Origin of the sequence: Rhizobium sp. TRM95796 (genome assembly GCF_025779995.1) — a bacterium.
Lineage (GTDB): Bacteria > Pseudomonadota > Alphaproteobacteria > Rhizobiales > Rhizobiaceae > Rhizobium_E.
This window is the reverse complement of record NZ_JAOXHE010000016.1, coordinates 34,655-52,097: the sequence shown is the minus strand read 5'-3', so window position 1 is coordinate 52,097 and position 17,443 is coordinate 34,655. Positions and strand designations below refer to the sequence as shown.

General features: G+C 60.6%; 13 protein-coding genes. 11 read left to right on the top strand and 2 right to left on the bottom strand.

Annotated elements, in window-relative coordinates:
* Positions 1-58 precede the first annotated feature (58 nt).
* Positions 59-1,069 (bottom strand): LacI family DNA-binding transcriptional regulator, encoded by a 1,011-nt coding sequence (locus OCK01_RS24665; protein WP_263826252.1) that lies wholly within the window; start codon positions 1,067-1,069, stop codon positions 59-61.
* Between the two features lie 180 nt (positions 1,070-1,249).
* On the opposite strand from OCK01_RS24665, the gene OCK01_RS24660 reads away from it, so the two are divergent.
* The 7 genes from OCK01_RS24660 to OCK01_RS24630 all read left to right on the top strand — a co-directional run bounded on the left by OCK01_RS24660 (position 1,250) and on the right by OCK01_RS24630 (position 9,715).
* Positions 1,250-2,494, top strand: a complete 1,245-nt coding sequence (locus tag OCK01_RS24660) for an ABC transporter substrate-binding protein (RefSeq protein WP_263826251.1) — start codon at positions 1,250-1,252, stop codon at positions 2,492-2,494.
* Positions 2,495-2,606: 112 nt separating this feature from the next.
* Complete coding sequence (locus OCK01_RS24655) at positions 2,607-3,503, top strand: carbohydrate ABC transporter permease (protein WP_263826250.1); 897 nt, start codon at positions 2,607-2,609, stop codon at positions 3,501-3,503.
* Entirely contained in the window at positions 3,503-4,372 is an 870-nt protein-coding gene (locus OCK01_RS24650) for a carbohydrate ABC transporter permease (protein ID WP_263826249.1), read from the top strand. Before OCK01_RS24655 ends, OCK01_RS24650 begins: the two co-directional genes overlap by 1 nt.
* A gap of 29 nt (positions 4,373-4,401) precedes the next feature.
* Positions 4,402-6,339, top strand: coding sequence for a glycoside hydrolase family 127 protein (locus OCK01_RS24645; RefSeq protein ID WP_263826248.1), 1,938 nt, complete (start codon positions 4,402-4,404; stop codon positions 6,337-6,339).
* Between the two features lie 10 nt (positions 6,340-6,349).
* On the top strand, positions 6,350-7,450 hold the full coding sequence (locus OCK01_RS24640; protein ID WP_263826247.1) for an ABC transporter ATP-binding protein: 1,101 nt from the start codon (positions 6,350-6,352) through the stop codon (positions 7,448-7,450).
* Positions 7,451-7,607: 157 nt separating this feature from the next.
* Complete coding sequence (locus OCK01_RS24635; RefSeq protein ID WP_412179069.1) at positions 7,608-8,312, top strand: GntR family transcriptional regulator; 705 nt, start codon at positions 7,608-7,610, stop codon at positions 8,310-8,312.
* A 263-nt stretch (positions 8,313-8,575) separates the two neighbouring features.
* Entirely contained in the window at positions 8,576-9,715 is a 1,140-nt protein-coding gene (locus OCK01_RS24630; protein ID WP_263826245.1) for a M24 family metallopeptidase, read from the top strand.
* On the opposite strand, the gene OCK01_RS24625 is transcribed toward OCK01_RS24630, so the two are convergent.
* Positions 9,708-12,884, bottom strand: a complete 3,177-nt coding sequence (locus OCK01_RS24625; RefSeq protein ID WP_263826244.1) for a bifunctional diguanylate cyclase/phosphodiesterase — start codon at positions 12,882-12,884, stop codon at positions 9,708-9,710. The genes OCK01_RS24630 and OCK01_RS24625 overlap by 8 nt on opposite strands.
* Positions 12,885-13,314: 430 nt before the next feature.
* Here OCK01_RS24625 and OCK01_RS24620 point away from each other — a divergent pair, with 430 nt between their 5' ends.
* From OCK01_RS24620 to OCK01_RS24605, 4 genes are all read left to right on the top strand, one after another.
* Positions 13,315-14,340: a LacI family DNA-binding transcriptional regulator gene (locus OCK01_RS24620; protein WP_263826243.1), complete on the top strand. Its 1,026-nt coding sequence runs from the start codon at positions 13,315-13,317 to the stop codon at positions 14,338-14,340.
* A 19-nt stretch (positions 14,341-14,359) separates the two neighbouring features.
* Positions 14,360-15,664 carry an ABC transporter substrate-binding protein gene (locus OCK01_RS24615; protein ID WP_263826242.1) on the top strand — a complete coding sequence of 435 codons (1,305 nt, stop codon included), beginning with the start codon at positions 14,360-14,362 and terminating at the stop codon, positions 15,662-15,664.
* Positions 15,665-15,754: 90 nt separating this feature from the next.
* Complete coding sequence (locus tag OCK01_RS24610) at positions 15,755-16,600, top strand: carbohydrate ABC transporter permease (RefSeq protein ID WP_263826241.1); 846 nt, start codon at positions 15,755-15,757, stop codon at positions 16,598-16,600.
* Positions 16,597-17,430: a carbohydrate ABC transporter permease gene (locus OCK01_RS24605; RefSeq protein ID WP_263826240.1), complete on the top strand. Its 834-nt coding sequence runs from the start codon at positions 16,597-16,599 to the stop codon at positions 17,428-17,430. Before OCK01_RS24610 ends, OCK01_RS24605 begins: the two co-directional genes overlap by 4 nt.
* Positions 17,431-17,443: the final 13 nt, after the last annotated feature.

Here is a 17,443-nt window from a genome sequence, read left to right as displayed (position 1 = left end):
CCAATCGACGATGTTGTGTTGCCGAACTCGTCACCGAAGAAGACGTAATCGGACATGTCTATCGAGGATCGGATTGAGACGACTTCCTGACGATCAGACTGCAGGGTAGTCTCGTCGTGCCCGGCTCCACAGATTCGCCGTTGCAAAGCCTATGAATGGCGAGTCCGGCGCGTCGTCCCAAGGCCTTGAGTTCCATGTCGACCGTCGTCAGCGGCGGCCGGGTCTGTTTGGCGACGATCTCCCAGTTGTCGAAACCGGCGATGGCGATGTCGTCGGGAATCGAGATGGCGTTGTCGCGCAAAGCATCGATGACGCCGCGGGCGATTTCGTCGCTGCCGCAGAAGATGGCGTCCGGCAGCGCATGTCCGCTGCTCAGCATCTGCGCCACCGCCTCGCGGCCCCATTCTTCCGTCCATTCGCCGAAGACGACCGAAGCGCCATCGCCGGTCAGCGCGCGATAGGCGTCGGCGCGAATGCGCGCCGCCCTGTATTCCTCGGGGCCGGTGATGTGGAGGATCCGCTGGCGCCCCAGGCCCTGGAGATGTTCGACCGCGAGCCTTGCGCCCTGGGCGTCGTCGGGATGGAAGGTGACGCTCTCCTCCGGTCCCTCCGCAAAGGCGTAGACCATCGGGATCGGCAGCTTTGCAAATTCCGCCGGCGGCCTCATGTCGAGGCGCGTAGCCGTGAAGATGATGCCGTCGACCTGGCGATCGAGCAGGGATTCGAGATGGAGACGCGCCAGCCGCGGATCATTGTTGGTGGCGCAAAGGAACACCGAAACTCCGTGGTCGACAAGGGCTTCCGATACGCCCGCGACCATCGGCAATGTCAGTCGGCCATAGGTGTCGTTGGTGATCATGCCGATCGCATGGCTTCGTCGCTTCAACAACCCACGCGCGAGCGCATTGGGACGAAAGCCGATCTCTTCAGCCACCCGGCGCACCTTTTCGACCGTCTCGGCCTTGGTCCGGCCGATGCCGTTGAGCGCATTCGACGCCGTCGCGATACTGACCCCGGCAGCATCCGCCACATCGCGAATCGTACGCCTGCCTTTATCGGATCTGGTCACTCAAGCCTCCTGTTCCGCTTATATGATAAAACCTTTTAGCAGAAATAATCGTTCTGATGAAAGGTTTTATCAAAAAGTTGCTCCCGTGGTGTGCACAGACTGTCGACATTCCGGATCTTCTCTCATAACGTTTCCTTCGTAGAGAGGCCAGGACGGTCCGAAGGAAGAGGAGAACGCATCATGTTGAAGTTGAAAGCCACGGTCACCGCATTTGCACTTTTGGCGAGCACCGCGCTTGCGAGCGCCGAAGAAGTCACGCTCTGGGTGCGCACCTCGTCGGGCGCCGTGCTGCAGGGCCTCGCCGAGAAATACAACGCCGCGCATTCCGACAAAGTCAATGTCACACAAATCACCGCTGAACAGATGGTGCCGAAGCTGGGCGCGGCCATCGCCGGCGGCGCTGCGCCCGATGCAGCCGTGCTCGACCTGATCTACATGCCGACCTTCGCCGCCAACGACAGTCTCGAGGACATCTCCGAATTCGTGAAGGGCCTGCCCTACGCCGATGCTCTCAGCCCGTCTCACATCCGCCTCGCGACTTACGACGGCAAGATCTACGGCGTGCCCGCGCTGCCCGACGCCTCGATCATCGCCTACAACACCGATCTCTTCGCGAAAGCGGGCCTCGATCCCAAGAAGGCCCCGGCGTCGCTCAAGGAGATCGCCGAAGACGCCAAGAAGATTCATGCTCTCGGTGACGAGACCTACGGATTCTATTTCGTCGCCAATTCCGGCAGCTGGCTGATCTATGATTTCCTGCCGCATCTCTGGGCCGCCAATTCCGATATTTTGAGCGAGGACGGCCGCACGGCGACCGTGGACACCCCGGCGTTCCGCGATACTGTCGCGGCCTATCGCGACATGTGGGCGGCGGGCGCCATTCACCCGACATCCCGTTCCGGCAATGGCAACAACGCCGTGGAAGCCTTTGCTTCGGGGAAGGTCGGCATCCTCATGACCGGTTCCTACATCGTGAACCTGCTGACCAGCAAGTATCCCGACGTGAAATTTGACGTCGCGCCGATCCCGGGTCCGGACGGCGGGGCATCGAGCTTCGCCGGCGGCGACACGCTCGCCCTCATCAAGGGGATCAGCGAGGAAAAGAAGAAAGTCGCGCTGGACTTCGTGAAATTCTACATGGAGCCGGAGCAGCAGGTCTACATCACCAAGGAATCCGGCATGCCGTCGCGCACCGACCTCGCCAAGGAGGCCTATGCCCAGTTCGACCCGCGCAACCTCGTCGCCTATGATATCCTGGCGAAAGCGCGCACGCCCTACACCTTCTCTTCGGACGAATTGTTCGTCAGCCGCACCGGTCCGTTCCTGAACCTCATCCAGGGCGCGATCTTCGGCGAAGACGTCGACGGCTCGATCTCCAAAGCCCAGGGCGAATTCACCAAGATTCTCGATCGCACCAATCCTTGATCGATCAGGTGCGAGGCGGTTCGCCGCCTCGCATTCGACCTCCACGACCTCCCGAATTCCGAACCTGAGGCATCCCGTGTCACAACCGCTCACGAGCGATCAGGAAGCGCGTATGAAGCGCGCCGTTGCCGCCGATGCGGAGCCCAAGGGCTGGCTCGGCCTGGCCTTCATTCTCCCGGGCTTCCTGTTCATCTTCGTCCTGTTCCTCGTGCCGCTGGCGATGACGATCTGGATGAGTTTCTACAACTGGCCGCTGCTCGGACGTCGAAAGTTCATCGGCCTCGAAAACTATGTCGAACTGCTCGGCGACACCCAGCTTTGGCACTCGCTCGGCTTCACCTTGCTTTACACCGGCCTGGTGACAGCGGCGATCTTCGCGGTTGCGTTTCCGCTGGCGCTTCTGGTCGACAAGCCGCTGCGCTCGGCGGGCTTCTTCCGCACGGTCTATTTCATGCCCGTGGTCATCGGTTTCGGAGCCGCGTCGACACTGTGGATGTGGCTGCTCAATCCCGACAGCGGCGTCTTCGCCCAGGTCCTGCGCGGCCTCGGCCTGATCTCGTCGGCGCCGCGCCCGCTCGAAAGCTTCTGGCCGGCGTTGGCTGTGATTATCCTTATGGTCGTCTGGAAAACCGCCGGCTTCACCATGGTCATCCTTCTCACCGGACTGCAGAGCATCTCCAACGATGTAATCGAAGCGGCCAAGATCGACGGCGCGAGCGTCTTTGCCCGCTTCCGCCGCATCACGCTGCCGCTGATGCGCAACTCGCTGGTGCTGGCGCTGGTGATCAACGTCACCTCTTCCATGCTTGCCTTCGACCAGTTCTTCATCATTACCCAGGGCGGACCGGAGAATTCGACGATATCGGCGGTGTTCTCGATTTATCTCGCCTCCTTCTCGTCTTATCGGCTCGGCTATGGATCGGCTCTGTCCTTCGCCCTGCTCGTCGTCCTCGTCGCGATCAGCGCCATCCAGTTCGTGCTGTTGCGCGACCGCCCGGAGGAAAGCTGATGTCCGGTCCTGCTTCGAAATCAAGCGGCTCGCCGACGAGCGAGCGCCTGGGCTACTGGCTGTTCCTCGCCATCTCCATCCTGCTCGCGATCCTGTTCATCATGCCGATCGTCTGGTCGGTGGCCAACTCCTTCAAGCCTGCCGCCGAAGCGCTGGCCAATCCGGCGGCGCTGTTTTCCAAGGCGTTTTCACTGGAGAACTACCGGCGTCTCGAAAATGTCGGCGCCGGTTGGTATGTCTATGCCGGCAATTCGGTGATGATCGCCATCGGCACGGTCATCCTCACCGTGCTGGTCTCCGTGCCCGCCGGTTACGGATTTTCCAAGTTCAGGTTTCCCGGCCAATCATTGTTCTTCGTGCTGATCATGGCGACGATGATGATCCCGTTCCAGTCGATCCTGACGCCGCTGTTCCTGATCCTGAAGTTTCTCGGTTTGCAGAACAGCCTTGTCGGCCTGGTGCTGATCTACGTGACCTTCCAGCTGCCGTTCTCGGTCTTCATGATGCGCAACGCCTTCGACGCCGTGCCGAAGGCCCTGATCGAGGCGGCGCGGATCGACGGGGCGTCCCAGATGACGATTCTTCGCCGCATCATGCTGCCGATTGCGCTTCCGGGCGTGGCCACCGTGGCCATGTTCGCCTTCCTCAATTCCTGGAACGAATTCCTCGCCGCCCTGATCTTCCTATCCGACCAGAACAAGTTCACCTTGCCCATCATGCTGGTGAACGTGTCCTCCGGTCTCTACGGGATCATCGATTGGGGCGCGCTGCAGGCCGGCATCGTGGTCACCATGATCCCCTGCATCATCCTGTTCCTGCTCTTGCAACGCTATTACGTGCGCGGCCTGACCGCCGGCGCCGTCAAGTAAAGCGCGGCCCCGCCGCTCTAGGAGTCCCCATGCTTTCGACGAAAACTTCTCCCTCCCGCCGTCCCGTCCAGCGCTATGTCCCGGTCGACCACAGCCGCGTCGTCTTCGACGGCGGCTTCTGGAAGAGCTGGAGCGAAACGGTGCGAGACGTCACCATTCCCACCCAGCACATGCGCCTCGACGAAGAAGGCTTTCTCGAAGTGCTCGATTTCGGCAAGCCCCCTGCGCCCTTGGCGCGACCGATCCAGCCGAGCGGTCTTTCGATGCAGCATTTCTTCGATTCCGATTTCGGCAAATGGATCGAGGCCGCGAGCTACACGCTGAAGAACAATCCCAATCCCGATATAGAAGCCAAGATCGATGCGATCGTCGTCCAGCTTGAAAAGGGGCAGATGGAGGACGGTTATCTCAACAGCTGGTTTATCCGCCGCGAGCCGGAGAAGCGCTGGACGAATCTACGCGATCTTCACGAGATGTACTCCATGGGTCATTTGCTCGAAGGAGCGGTCGCCTATTTCGAAGCGACCGGCAAGCGCCGCTTTCTCGACGTGATGATCCGCGCCGTCGATCACATCATCGACACGTTCGGCCGTGAGCCGGGCAAGCTTCGCGGCTATGACGCGCATGAAGAAATCGAATTGGCCCTGGTCAAACTCTATCGCGTCACACGCGATCCGCGCCACCTGGCGCTGGCGACCTACTTCGTCGACGAGCGCGGCCAGATGCCCTCCTATTTCGACGAGGAAGCGCGCAAGCGTGGTGAAAATCCCGAAGACTATGTCTACAAGACCTATGCTTATAGCCAGGCGCACATGCCGGTGCGTGAACAGCATCAGGTGGTCGGCCATGCCGTGCGGGCCATGTATCTTTTCTCGGCGATGGCCGATCTCGCCGTCGAGAATGACGATCCGTCGCTGTTTGAAGCCTGTGACCGCCTGTACGACAATCTGATCGGCCGGCAACTCTACATCACCGGCGGACTGGGCCCTTCGGCCTCGAACGAGGGTTTCACCCGCGAATACGACCTGCCCAACGAGACGGCCTATGCCGAGACCTGCGCGGCGATCGCACTGGGCTTCTGGAGCCATCGCATGGCCCAGATCGAACTCGACGGCCGCTTCACCGACAAGCTCGAAACGGTGCTCTACAATGGCGCTCTGTCCGGCCTCTCGCGTGACGGGGAGCATTATTTTTATGAAAACGTGCTGGAAAGCCATGGCCAGAATCGACGCTGGAAATGGCATTACTGCCCGTGCTGCCCGACCAACATCGCCCGTTTCATCACGTCGCTCGGCCAGTATTTCTATTCTTGCGCCGAGAGCGACGTCGCGGTGCATCTCTACGGCCAGAACAGCGCCGAACTGACCGTCGGCGATCGTTACCTCCGATTGCGGCAGGAGACCCGCTACCCTTGGGAAGGCGACGTCGCCCTGTCGATCGGCGTCGACGCGCCGGCCCGCTTCACCTTGAGGCTCAGAATTCCCGGTTGGTGCCGCAAGGCCGTCGTTTCGGTCAACGGAGAAACCATCGATCTCGGCAAGTTGGTCATCGCGGGCTATGCGGCGATCGATCGGGAATGGCGCGACGGCGATGTCGTGCGCCTGTCCTTCGATATGCCGATCGATAGGCTTTATGCCCATCCCGCGGCGACAGAAGATGCAGGACGCGTCGCCCTCCAGCGCGGCCCGGTCGTCTTCTGCGTCGAGGAAACCGATATCGGCACGGAGCCGCAACGGCTGCGCCTGGCCGCAGACGCGGCCTTGTCGGCCCGTTTCGACGAGGATCTTCTCGGCGGCGCGACAGTTATCGAGGGCGAGGCCGTCGAAGCCGATGCTTCAGATTGGCGAAACACTCTCTACCGCACGGCTCCTCCCCGGTTGAAAGCCCGCCGGTTCAAGGCGATACCCTATCACCTCTGGGCAAATCGCGAGGCCGGCGCAATGTCGGTCTGGCTGCACGAGAAGTAAGGAGCGCATCATGGCCCGGCTCGAATTGCGCAATGTGGTAAAATCCTACGGTATTTACGAGGCGGTGCGCGGCATCAGCCTCGATATCGAAGACAACGAATTCGTCGTCTTCGTCGGTCCATCCGGTTGCGGCAAGTCGACGACGCTGCGCATGATCGCGGGCCTCGAACATATCAGCAGCGGCGAGATCGCCATCGGCGGGCAGACCGTCAATCGCCTCGGTCCCGGCAAGCGCGACATCGCCATGGTGTTCCAGAGCTATGCGCTCTATCCGCATATGACCGTTCGCGAAAACATCTCCTTCTGCCTGGAGCAACAGCGCCTGCCGCAAGCGGAAATCGACGATCGGATCATGCGGGCGGCAGAGACGCTGCACATCACCGAACTTCTCGGACGGCGCCCCGGCCAGTTGTCAGGAGGGCAACGTCAACGCGTCGCCATGGGCCGCGCCATCGTGCGCAATCCCAAGGTCTTCCTGTTCGACGAACCATTGTCGAATCTCGACGCCAAGCTGCGCGTGCAGATGCGGACGGAAATCAAGCGCCTGCACCAGCAGATGCCGACGACGACGGTGTATGTCACTCATGACCAAATCGAGGCTATGACCATGGCCGACCGCGTCGTGGTGATGAATCGCGGCGTCATCGAGCAGGCGGGACCGCCGCAAGAACTCTACCATAATCCGGCCAGCCAGTTCGTGGGCGGCTTTATCGGCTCGCCGTCGATGAACATGCTGACCGCACGCCTGGAGAAAGATGGCGACGATCTTTTCGTCGTGCTGGAAGACGGTTCGCGTCTTGCTGTTCCGGCCCCCAGAGCGGACGTCTACAGCGCCTATGCCGGTAAAGCCGTGGTGTTCGGCATTCGCCCCGAATCGATTTCGAGCCTGGCGCCGAAACCGGGCTTCGCAATGCTCGACGCCAAGATCGATCTCGTGGAGCCGCTCGGTCCCCTGACGATGGTCTATTTCAATATCGGCGCTGCAACACTCTGCGCCAGCATCGAGCCGGAAAGCGAACCTCGTCCGCAATCGACGATGTCATTGTCGTTCAACATGAACCAGATGCATCTCTTCGACCCGAAATCCGGTCGCTCGCTCGCGCGGATGTGAAGCTGGTTTTCTTTTCGCGAAAATCGCTCTAAGACACGGTTCGCCGAGATCCAGGAGTCCAGATTGTATCGTTCAAGCGCGGACCGCGTTCGGCACGAGGCGATAAGGTGCGTGAACGTGCAGATGGGGTCCGGAGGTCGACATGCTTGATGATGCGATGCAGGGCCATCCGGAGCCGACGCGAGCGCGTGGCTCCAACACACAAAGCGTCTATGATGCGTTGCGCCACGAGATCCTGACGATGAAGCTGGGTCCGGGCAGCCCGCTCGACGAGGTGGGATTGTCGGAGCGCTTCAGCATGTCGCGCACGCCGGTTCGCGAAGCGTTGCTGAGGCTCTCCGCCGATGGATTGGTCACCACGCTGCCGAACCGCAACACGATCGTCTCGATGATCGATTTCGCGGGTCTTCCTCCCTATTTCGAGGCGTTGACCTTAATGTACAGGGTTACGACACGTGGCGCGGCGCTCCATCGCGGCGGAAGGATGGTGGACGAGATCCGCGCTCACCAGCGGGCATTCGCGACCGCCGTTGTCGCGCGCGACGCTTATGCGATGATCGACGCCAACAGGGAATTCCACGTCGCGATCGCGGAAGCGGCAGGAAACGGCTACTACACGCGTTTTTTTGCGCGTCTGCTCGATGAAGGCCGCCGCATATTAAGGCTTTATTACTCGACGTTCGACGACCGGCTGCCCCGCCAGTATGTCGATGAGCATGAGGAAATGATCGTGGCGATCGAGGCGGGAGACGTAACCCGTGCCGACGCGCTCGCCACGGCGCATGCCGCCCAGATCGTTCGGCAGATCCAGGAATATGTCGCGCGCAATCTCGAGGAGCCTATCGCGTTGCCGCTAGAATGAGATCAGCGGGGAAGGGAGCTTCCGACATCCTGCACCATTCGCATCGATTGAAGGAGCATGTTTGGCGACCGTCGCAAGCCGTCGAATTCGGATCTTTCATCGTCAAGGCAGGCGTATGAGCGACCCGCTCGGCCGTCCCCAGAGATATGTGTGTCGAACAGAATGCCGTCGACAACCCACGCCTCAGTAAGTGATGCGTCTGTCGACAATCTACCTACAGTTTCTAATGCCGCTTGAAAAGCTTGCTCCGAGGGAGAGAAATGATGGATTGGAAGCACCCCGTCGCCCGTATAACGGAAACTGAATATCGCTCCCGGCTCGACCGTCTGAGAGAACGCATGGATCATGCCGGCATCAACGGCGTCTTGCTCGGTTCGACAGAGAGCCTGCGCTATTTCACCGGCCTGGTCTGGCATCAGAGCGAGCGCCTGCTCGGCGCGCTCGTCACCGGGGACGCCATCACTTATGTCGTGCCGGGCTTCGAACGCAGCCGTGTCGAAACCTTGCCCCATATCGCAGGCGAGATTGCCGTCTGGCAGGAGGAGGAGAGCGCCGCCGGCTTGGTCGCCCGACTGATTGGAGCAGATGGAAAACTCGCACTGGATGATGCGCTGCCGCTCTTCGTCTACCATGCGTTGACGCGGGAGTTCGACGCCGAACGGTTGATGGATGGCGGACCGCTGATCGGCGGGCTGCGCGTCCGCAAATCACCCGCGGAAATCGCGTTGATCCAGCACGCGATGGACATCACCATGGATATCCATCGCAAGGTCTTCTCGATGCTCGCGCCGGGCGTCGCGGCCTCCGAAGTCGTCAAATTCATCGACCAGCAGCATCGGCTGGCCGGAGCCGACGATGGGTCGACCTTCGCCATCGTCTCCTTTGGAACGGCGACCTCGTTGCCTCATGGCGCGGACGGAGACCAGATTCTCGCGGCGGGGCAGGTCGTCCTGGTAGACACCGGCTGCCGACTCGACGGCTACCATTCCGACATCACCCGCACCTATATGCTCGACGAGGGCGACAAGGCGTTTGCGGAGGGTTGGGCCATCGAGCGCGCGGCGCAGCAAGCCGTTTTCGACGCCGCCGCGCTCGGCGCGCCATGTGAAGATCTCGATAGAGCCGCTCGCGACGTGCTCTCGCGTCACGGGCTCGGTCCGGATTATCGTCTGCCCGGCCTGCCGCATCGCGCCGGCCACGGCCTCGGTCTCGAGATCCATGAAGCGCCCTATATCGTGCGCGGCAACACCATGTCTCTCGAAGCGGGCATGTGCTTCTCCAATGAACCCATGCTGGTGTTCCCAGGTGATTTCGGGATCCGTCTGGAGGATCACATCTACATGACGGATGACGGTCCTCGCTGGTTCACCACGCCCGCCAAAAGCCCGACGGAAATCAACTGACGCCAGGGGCGCGAGCAGGTCTTTCAGACTGGCTTCTTTCCTGTTTGCACACCACCATTTTGTCGATTTCTTTCAGCAGATCCGTGACTTGATCCGACTTCAGCGGCCGAGACATCAGATAACCCTGGATTTCGTTGCATTGATCGGCGGTGAGGATCGCGAGCTGCTCGTTCGTCTCGACGCCTTCCGCCGTGACGGAAAGACCAAGCGCCTTGCCGAGGCCGAGGATCGCCTGAACGATCGGGCGCGCATTGTCGCTGCTGTCGAGGTCCATGATGAAGCTGCGGTCGATCTTGATCACGTCGAACGGAAAGTTGCGAAGATAGCTCAGCGAAGAATATCCGGTGCCGAAATCATCCATGGCGAGCTTGATTCCAAGGGATTTCAACTCTTCGAGAACTTCTCGCGCATTGGTGGCGTCTTCGAGAAGCACGCCTTCGGTGATTTCGAGCTCCAGCAGTTGGCTTGGCAGGCCTGAGTCCTGCAGGGCCGAACGAACCTTTTGCACCAGATCCCGATCGCGGAACTGGATCGGGGAGAGGTTGACCGAGACGCCGATGCCGTCCCAGTCGCGGGCCGTGCGGCAGGCGGTTCTCAGGATCCATTCGCCGAGCGGCACGATCAGGCCGTTCTGTTCTGCGAGCGGGATGAAATCCATCGGGTTGATCCGACCTTTTTCGGGATGCATCCAGCGCACCAGCGCTTCCACGCTCTTGATGCGGCGCGCGCGCGTATCAAACCGCGGCTGATAGTCGAGGTAGAAGTCGCCGGCCGCCAGACTATGCCGCATATCGTCGGCCAGGCGCCGCATGGCGATGATCTTTTCATTCATCTCCGTCGCGAAGAACGCGAACTGGCCGCGTCCTTGCTGCTTGGACCGGTAGAGGGCGGTGTCGGCAGCCCGCAGCAGTTCGTCCGGCGTCCCGCCGTCCGACGGCGCCAGGGCAATGCCGATGGACATTCCCACCTTGATCTCTCCGCGGTCATGCCGGATCGGTTCGCTGATCATGGCGTAGAGTTTGGCGCAGAAACGTTCGACCGCGTCTACCGTCATCCCCGGCGCGGCGATGACGAATTCGTCGCCACCCACCCGGGCCACCATCTGGTTTTCCCGGAGAGAGCGGCGTAGGCGGTCCGCCACTTCTCCCAACACCTTGTCGCCGACCTGATGGCCGAACGTGTCGTTGATCGGCTTGAAGCGATCAAGGTCGATATAAAAGATTGCGAGGCTGGCGGAGGGATCGGCGAGATGCGCATCGAGAAAGGTCGACAGCTTCGCCCTGTTGGGCAGCGACGTGGCCGTGTCGTGCAGAGCCTGTCGTTTGGCGTCCTCGAAAGCCTCCGCCAAGGCGACGTTCATCGTCACATCGGTGGCGATCTTGACGACCTTGAGCGGCGCGCCGTTGATGTCGAGAATGGGATTATAGGAGCATTGCAACCAAATTTCGCGGCCATCCTTGCCGACGCGTCTGTGCAGGCCTTGCTGGTAATCGCCGCGGCGCAACCCGTCCCAGAAATCGGCATACTCCTTGCTCAGCGCCTCCTGCGCATCCATGAGAACGCTATGGGATTTGCCGAGGATATCCGAGGCGCGATAGCCGAAAATGTCGAGCAGATTTTCGTTGGCGTGAAGGATCACGCCATTCATGTCGAACATGGCCACGGCCTGGGACCGATTGATCGCGTCCATCTGTCCGTTGATTTCGACCTGCTGACGTTTCTCCTCGGTGATGTCGGTGGCGTATTTGATGACCTTCGAGAGCTTTCCGTTCGGATCGAAGATCGGGTTGTAGCTGGCCTGCAACCAGATTTCCGAACCGTTCCTCGAAATGCGTTTATATTCGCCCTGTTGATATTCGCCGCGACGCAGTTGCTCCCAAAACTCCCTGTACTCGGCGCTTTGTCGGGTCTCTTCGTCGACGAACATACTGTGATGCCTGCCCCTCACTTCCCCATACCGATAGCCGACGGAGGACAGGAAGTTTTCATTGGCGTCCAGGATGGACCCGTCCAGGCTCAGGGCGACGACGCATTGCGCCTTGTCTATCGCCGCGATCTGTCCCTGCAGTTCCGACTGAAAGAGTTTTTCCTCGGTGACGACGGACGCGAATTTGACCACCTTGATCGGCGTGCCATAGAGATCGAAGATCGGATTGTAGGTGGCTTGCAGCCAGATCTCTCGACCATCCCTGGCGATGCGCTTGTAAACCCCGGAGCGATGACGGCCTTTCCTCAGGTCATTCCAGAAAGAAGCATATTCCTCGCTATGGGCGTATGCCGGCTCGACGAAAATGCGATGGTGCTGGCCGAGAACCGCGGATTTTTCGTAGCCGATCGCGTCGATGAAACGATCATTGACCTCGAGGATGGTGCCGAACATGTCGAAGGTGATGACGGCGTTGGATTTATGGATAGCGTTGATCTGCCATTGGTAATCCGCTTGCTGAAGCCGCTCTTCGGTGACGTCGTTGACATAAGAGACAACCTTGACCACTGAACCCGTGCGATCCCGTATCGGGTTATAGACGGCGCGCAGCCATTTCTTCTCGCCGCTCTTCGCCACTCGGATGAATTCTCCGGCGATATGTTCGCCGTCGGCGAGTCTGCGCCAGAAGAGCGCCTGTTGGTCGGATGACGCGTTTGAACTTTCCAGGAAGATCGAATGGGGCCGGCCGGCCAGCTCCTCGATGTGGTAGCCCATCGTGACGAGGAAGTTCTCGTTGGCGTCGAGCAACAGACCGTCGACGGAATAATGCGCCAAGCCCTGTGTCGCATTGATCGCCGCCATTTGGCCTCGCGCCTCGGCCTCCCGCTCCTGTTCCAACGTGACGTCGCGGGCAATCATGATCGTTTGCGGCGCATTACCAGGTTCCGTAACATCGACATAGGACGCGGCCAGCCAGAGACTGGACCCAAGGGCGTCGCACCACAGACCCACATCCTCGTATTTGGACTCGGATCTTCCTTCGGCCCATATCCGTTTTTGGCGTTCGACATCGCGCCCATGCGCAAAGTCGAAGACGTTTCGACCGGAAAGCTGCTCCAGCGGGATCTGGAAAAACTTCGAGAAGTTCATGTTGGCGCTGAGAATGCGGCCGGCTGCATCGAGCCTGGCAACCGCAAAGCATTGCTGGAAAGCCCGAGATTCAGCGGAGTAGTCAGCGGACATTCTGTAGACCTTTGGCGATTGGTTTCAGTGCTTCTCTCAATTATACAGCGGGATCGTTAATTTTGCGCGATCTGCGCGTACTCTCGCCGCGTATAGCCGAAGAATATCCGAAATGTCGCAGAGGCGGGCGAAAGCGGCGATGCAGTCCGTATCGCAAAAGGACCGAAACCCAAACGGCCGGTATTGCTATCCGGCGGCTGCCGGCAGACGCCTTGGCGATTGCGGTTTGAGGTCGACCGACAGCGGCTGTCAAGCACGACGCGATCTTCGATTTTCCAAAAACACGGACTGAATCGCGTCTCAAGGGTTCCTGGCGCTGATGTCGCCCAGACATTCCCTAGGGTACGAACGATAAATATGAGGCGCCAGTCTTGACGCGTTGATACGTATCAATTATTGAATTGATACGTATCAACGAGATGAAGTCGTCGTGTCCCGAAAACGCATCACGCAAAAAGAAGTCGCTGACCGGGCCGGCGTGGCGCAGGCGACCGTTTCATTGATCCTCAACGGTGGCCGTGAGAAGGTCGCTGTGGAGACCGCAGAGCGCATCGAGGCGGCAATTCGGGAGCTCGGTTACCAGCCCAACCGGTTTGCTCAGGCGCTGCGGACGCAGCGAAGCTACGTCATCGCCTGCATCGTTCCCGATCTGGCCAATCCCTTTTATCCGTCGCTGGTCGTGGCCGTGCAGAGAGTCGCCCGGGCGGCAGGTTACGAGGTGGTCACGATCGATACGGAAGGCGTCGCGGCAAACGAGCGATCCGTCGTCGCCGCTGCGGCGCAGGGCCGCTATGATGGCGTGGTGGGAGTGTTTTTTCATCTCGGCGCCCGGGATCTGGAGCAGCTCGGACGTCTCAACATTCCAGTTGTTCGCATCGAAGTCAGCCGGAAAGCCGGCGGGCCCCAGCCGATCGACGATCTCTATATCGACAATATCGCCGCCGCCCATGCGCTGGCCTCTCACCTCATCGGTCTCGGGCATCGCCGCATCGCCATGGTGGCGGCGCCGGGCGGCCCGCAGCCATTTCGTCTGGAGGGGTATCTTGCGGCCATGGGCTCGGTTGGAGCCGATCCCATCGTCGTGGAGGCCGCCAATTTCACGTTGGAAGCCGGACGAGACAGCGTTCGTCGCTTTCTCGACGCGCCCCTGCCGCCGACCGCCATCATCGCCGCCAATGATCTGATGGCGATCGGCGTCATGCAGGGGCTCGCTGCCGAGGGACTCTCCGTGCCGGGCGATATATCGGTCGCGGGATTTGACGACATATTGGCTTCGGCTCTGGTGACGCCGCCGCTCACCACCGTCGCACAATTCCAGGATCGGCTCGGCGCGCGCGCGGCCGCGGTGCTGGTGGAGCGCCTCTCCGCTGCGACAGGCGGTCCGGGTCACGCCGAGGAAATGCCGTTTGAACTTGTCCTGCGCGGCTCCGTCGGACCGTGTCGGAAAGACGACTAATACAGAGGGAGGAGAACCCATGAACTACAGGAAGAGCCTGTTCGCCTTGATCGCCGTCGCCGGTCTCTCGCAGACCGCGCTTGCGCAGGACCGTGTCAGCTGGTGGTATGAGCAAGCCACGCCCGACCAGCAGAAGATCATCAAGGACAACATCGTCGATCCGTTCGACGCCGCCCAATCGACCTATAATCTCGTTGTCGACTACAGGGGCAACGAGCTCGACAAGCAGCTGCGCGTGGCGCTCTTGTCCGGCAGCGGACCAGACGTGGTCTATACGCCGGGGCCGAGTTACGTCGCGCCGATGGCCCAGTCCGGCCAGCTTCTGCCGCTGGACGACTACGCGGCCAAATTCGGCTGGAGCGACCGCATCCTGCCCGTCTTCCTCGATATGGGCCGCTACAACGGCAAGCTCTACGCGCTGCCCAAGACCTATGAGACGTTGGGCCTGTATTACAACGCCTCGCTGTTCGAAAAGCATGGCTGGCAGCCGCCGAAGTCGATCGCCGAGCTCGAAACGCTGGCCGACGCCATGTTGAAGGAGGGAGTGACCCCCTTCGCCGCCGGAAACGCCGATTGGCGCGGCGCCAATGAGTGGTTCGTGACGCTGGCGCTGAACGCCATCGCCGGCCCCGACAACATCAACAAAGCGCTCAAGGGCGAGATCCCCTGGACCTCCGAGCCGTTCGTCAAGTCCATCGACACCATCGCCGCGTGGTGGGACAAGGGTTACTTCGGAAAGAACTATTTTTCGCTGAACAGCGGCGAACAAGCCGCCGACGCGGTCGCGACAGGCGCAGCCGGCATGATGCCGAGCGGCACCTGGCAGTTCCAGAATGTCGGGACCTATTTCGGCAAGAGCGGAAACAAGGCCGGCTTCGTCGGCTTCCCCAGCGCATCGGGCGATCCGGTGTTCCCGCTCGGCGTCGGCTCCACCTTCTCGATCGCCGCCAAGTCGACGCAGCCCGATGGCGCGGCCGCCGTCATCGACCACATCTTCACCCCCGCCGTCTACGGCTCGATGAATTCCGCCTGGCAGGGCGAGTGGAACATTCCGCTGAAGGATCTGTCGAACGTCAAGATGGCGGACAATGTGATGCCGTTGTTCACCGAAGCCATGGGCGTGCTCGCCAAATCCGTCAACGACGGCAAATACGGCTACACCACCTGGACCTTCCTGCCGCCGGCCACCGACAGCTACCTGATCAACGGCATCGAGGAAGTCTGGCTGAAAAAGGCGACCACGCAGGATTTCCTCGCCAAGCTGGACGCGACCTTCCAGAAGGAAAAGGCCGAAGGCAAGGTGCCTGCCGTGCCGAACCGCTGAGCCCCGGAAACGTCGATCCGAGCTTGAAAACTCCTTCTCCCGCCTCCCCGGCGGGAGAAGTCGGGCCGCCGCGCCCCCAGGAGGAATATCATGCACCGTCTCTATGTCCTGCCGACATTGATCATCAACGCCGCGATCATCGCGATTCCCGCCCTTCTGACCGTGGCGCTGGCCTTCTTCCAGTGGGACGGCATCAGTGCGCCGCAATTCGTAGGGCTTGCCAATTTTGCGGATCTCTGGGACGATAGGGTCTTCTGGACCGCGCTCGGCAACAACATCGTCTGGACGCTGATCTTCCTGACGGTGCCGATCATGCTCGGGCTCCTGGCGGCGACGATGATGCTGATCGCCCGGCGCGGATCGACCTTCTTCCAGGTCATCTATTTCCTGCCTGTCATCATCGCCACCGCCATCACCGGGCGCATCTGGCAGGGGATGATCTATTCGCCCATCACCGGCGTCACCGGTCTGCTGCAGCGCTATGGCATCGAGGCCGACAACCCGCTCAGCCAGACATCGAGCGCGCTCTATGGCATCGCCGTCGTTGATCTCTGGCACTGGTGGGGATTTCTCTGCGTGATCTTCTTCGCGGCGTTGCGCCAGGTGCCGCAGGAACAACTCGAAGCCGCCAAAGTGGAGGGTGCGACATTCCTGCAGACGGTCCGATACGTGCTGTTGCCGGGCATCCGCTCCACCATCACGCTGATGATGGTGATGACCGTCATCTGGTCCTTCCTCGTCTTCGACTTCGTCTACATCCTCACCCAGGGCGGTCCCGCTTTCTCTTCCGAGGTGTTGTCCACGTTCGCTTACCGGTCCGCCTTTTACGATCTCGCGGTCGGCAAGGCGGCGGCGATCTCGGTGGTCATCAGCCTGTTCGGACTGGCCGCGACCGTCTTCTACATCCGCATTCAGGCGAAGGAGTTCGACCAATGAGATCGACCGAAAGCCGATTGACGCTCTGGATCGTCTACGCGACGCTCGGCGTCCTGCTGTTCATCACGCTGTTCCCCATCGCGCTGCTGGTCCTAAACTCCGTGAAGGGATCGGCCGAGATCGTCCAGAATCCGCTTGCGCTTCCGGAGACCCTGCGCTTCGACAATTTCACACGCGCCTGGAGCGACGCGAATTTCGGCCAGACGCTGATGAATTCCGTGACGTTGACCGCCATGACGATCGTGCTCGTCTGCACGACGGGATCGCTATCGGCCTATGTGCTGGCGCGACGCAAGATCAAGACCTGGAAGCTGGTGACCTTCTACCTGCTCGCCAGCACCACCGCCCCGATCCAGCTTTTTCTGTTCCCGCTCTATTTCGGCTTTGCGCAGCTGGGGCTGATCAACAATCCCGTCGCGGTGGCCTTCATCTACACGGCGGTCTACTCGCCCTTCGCCATCATGCTGCTCAGGACCTATTTCCTGGCGGTTCCGAAAGAACTCGAAGAAGCCGCCCTGATCGACGGAGCCACTCATTGGCAGGTGTTCACCCGGGTCTTTCTCCCCATCGTCTCGCCGGGGATACTCACGGTGGCCCTGATCATCGGCCTTTATTCGTGGAATGAATTCCTCATCGCCACGACCTTCCTTCAGGGACAGGAAAGGCTGACCGGCGTCGTGTCGTTCTTCCTTCTGTCCGGCCAGTACAGCTCCGACTGGGGCGTCATCATGGCTGCTGCGCTCATCATCGTCCTACCCATCGTAATCCTCTTCATCCTGCTGCAACGCCGCTTCATCGAAGGCATGGCGGGCGGCTCGGTGAAGGGCTGAACAGGAGAATTCG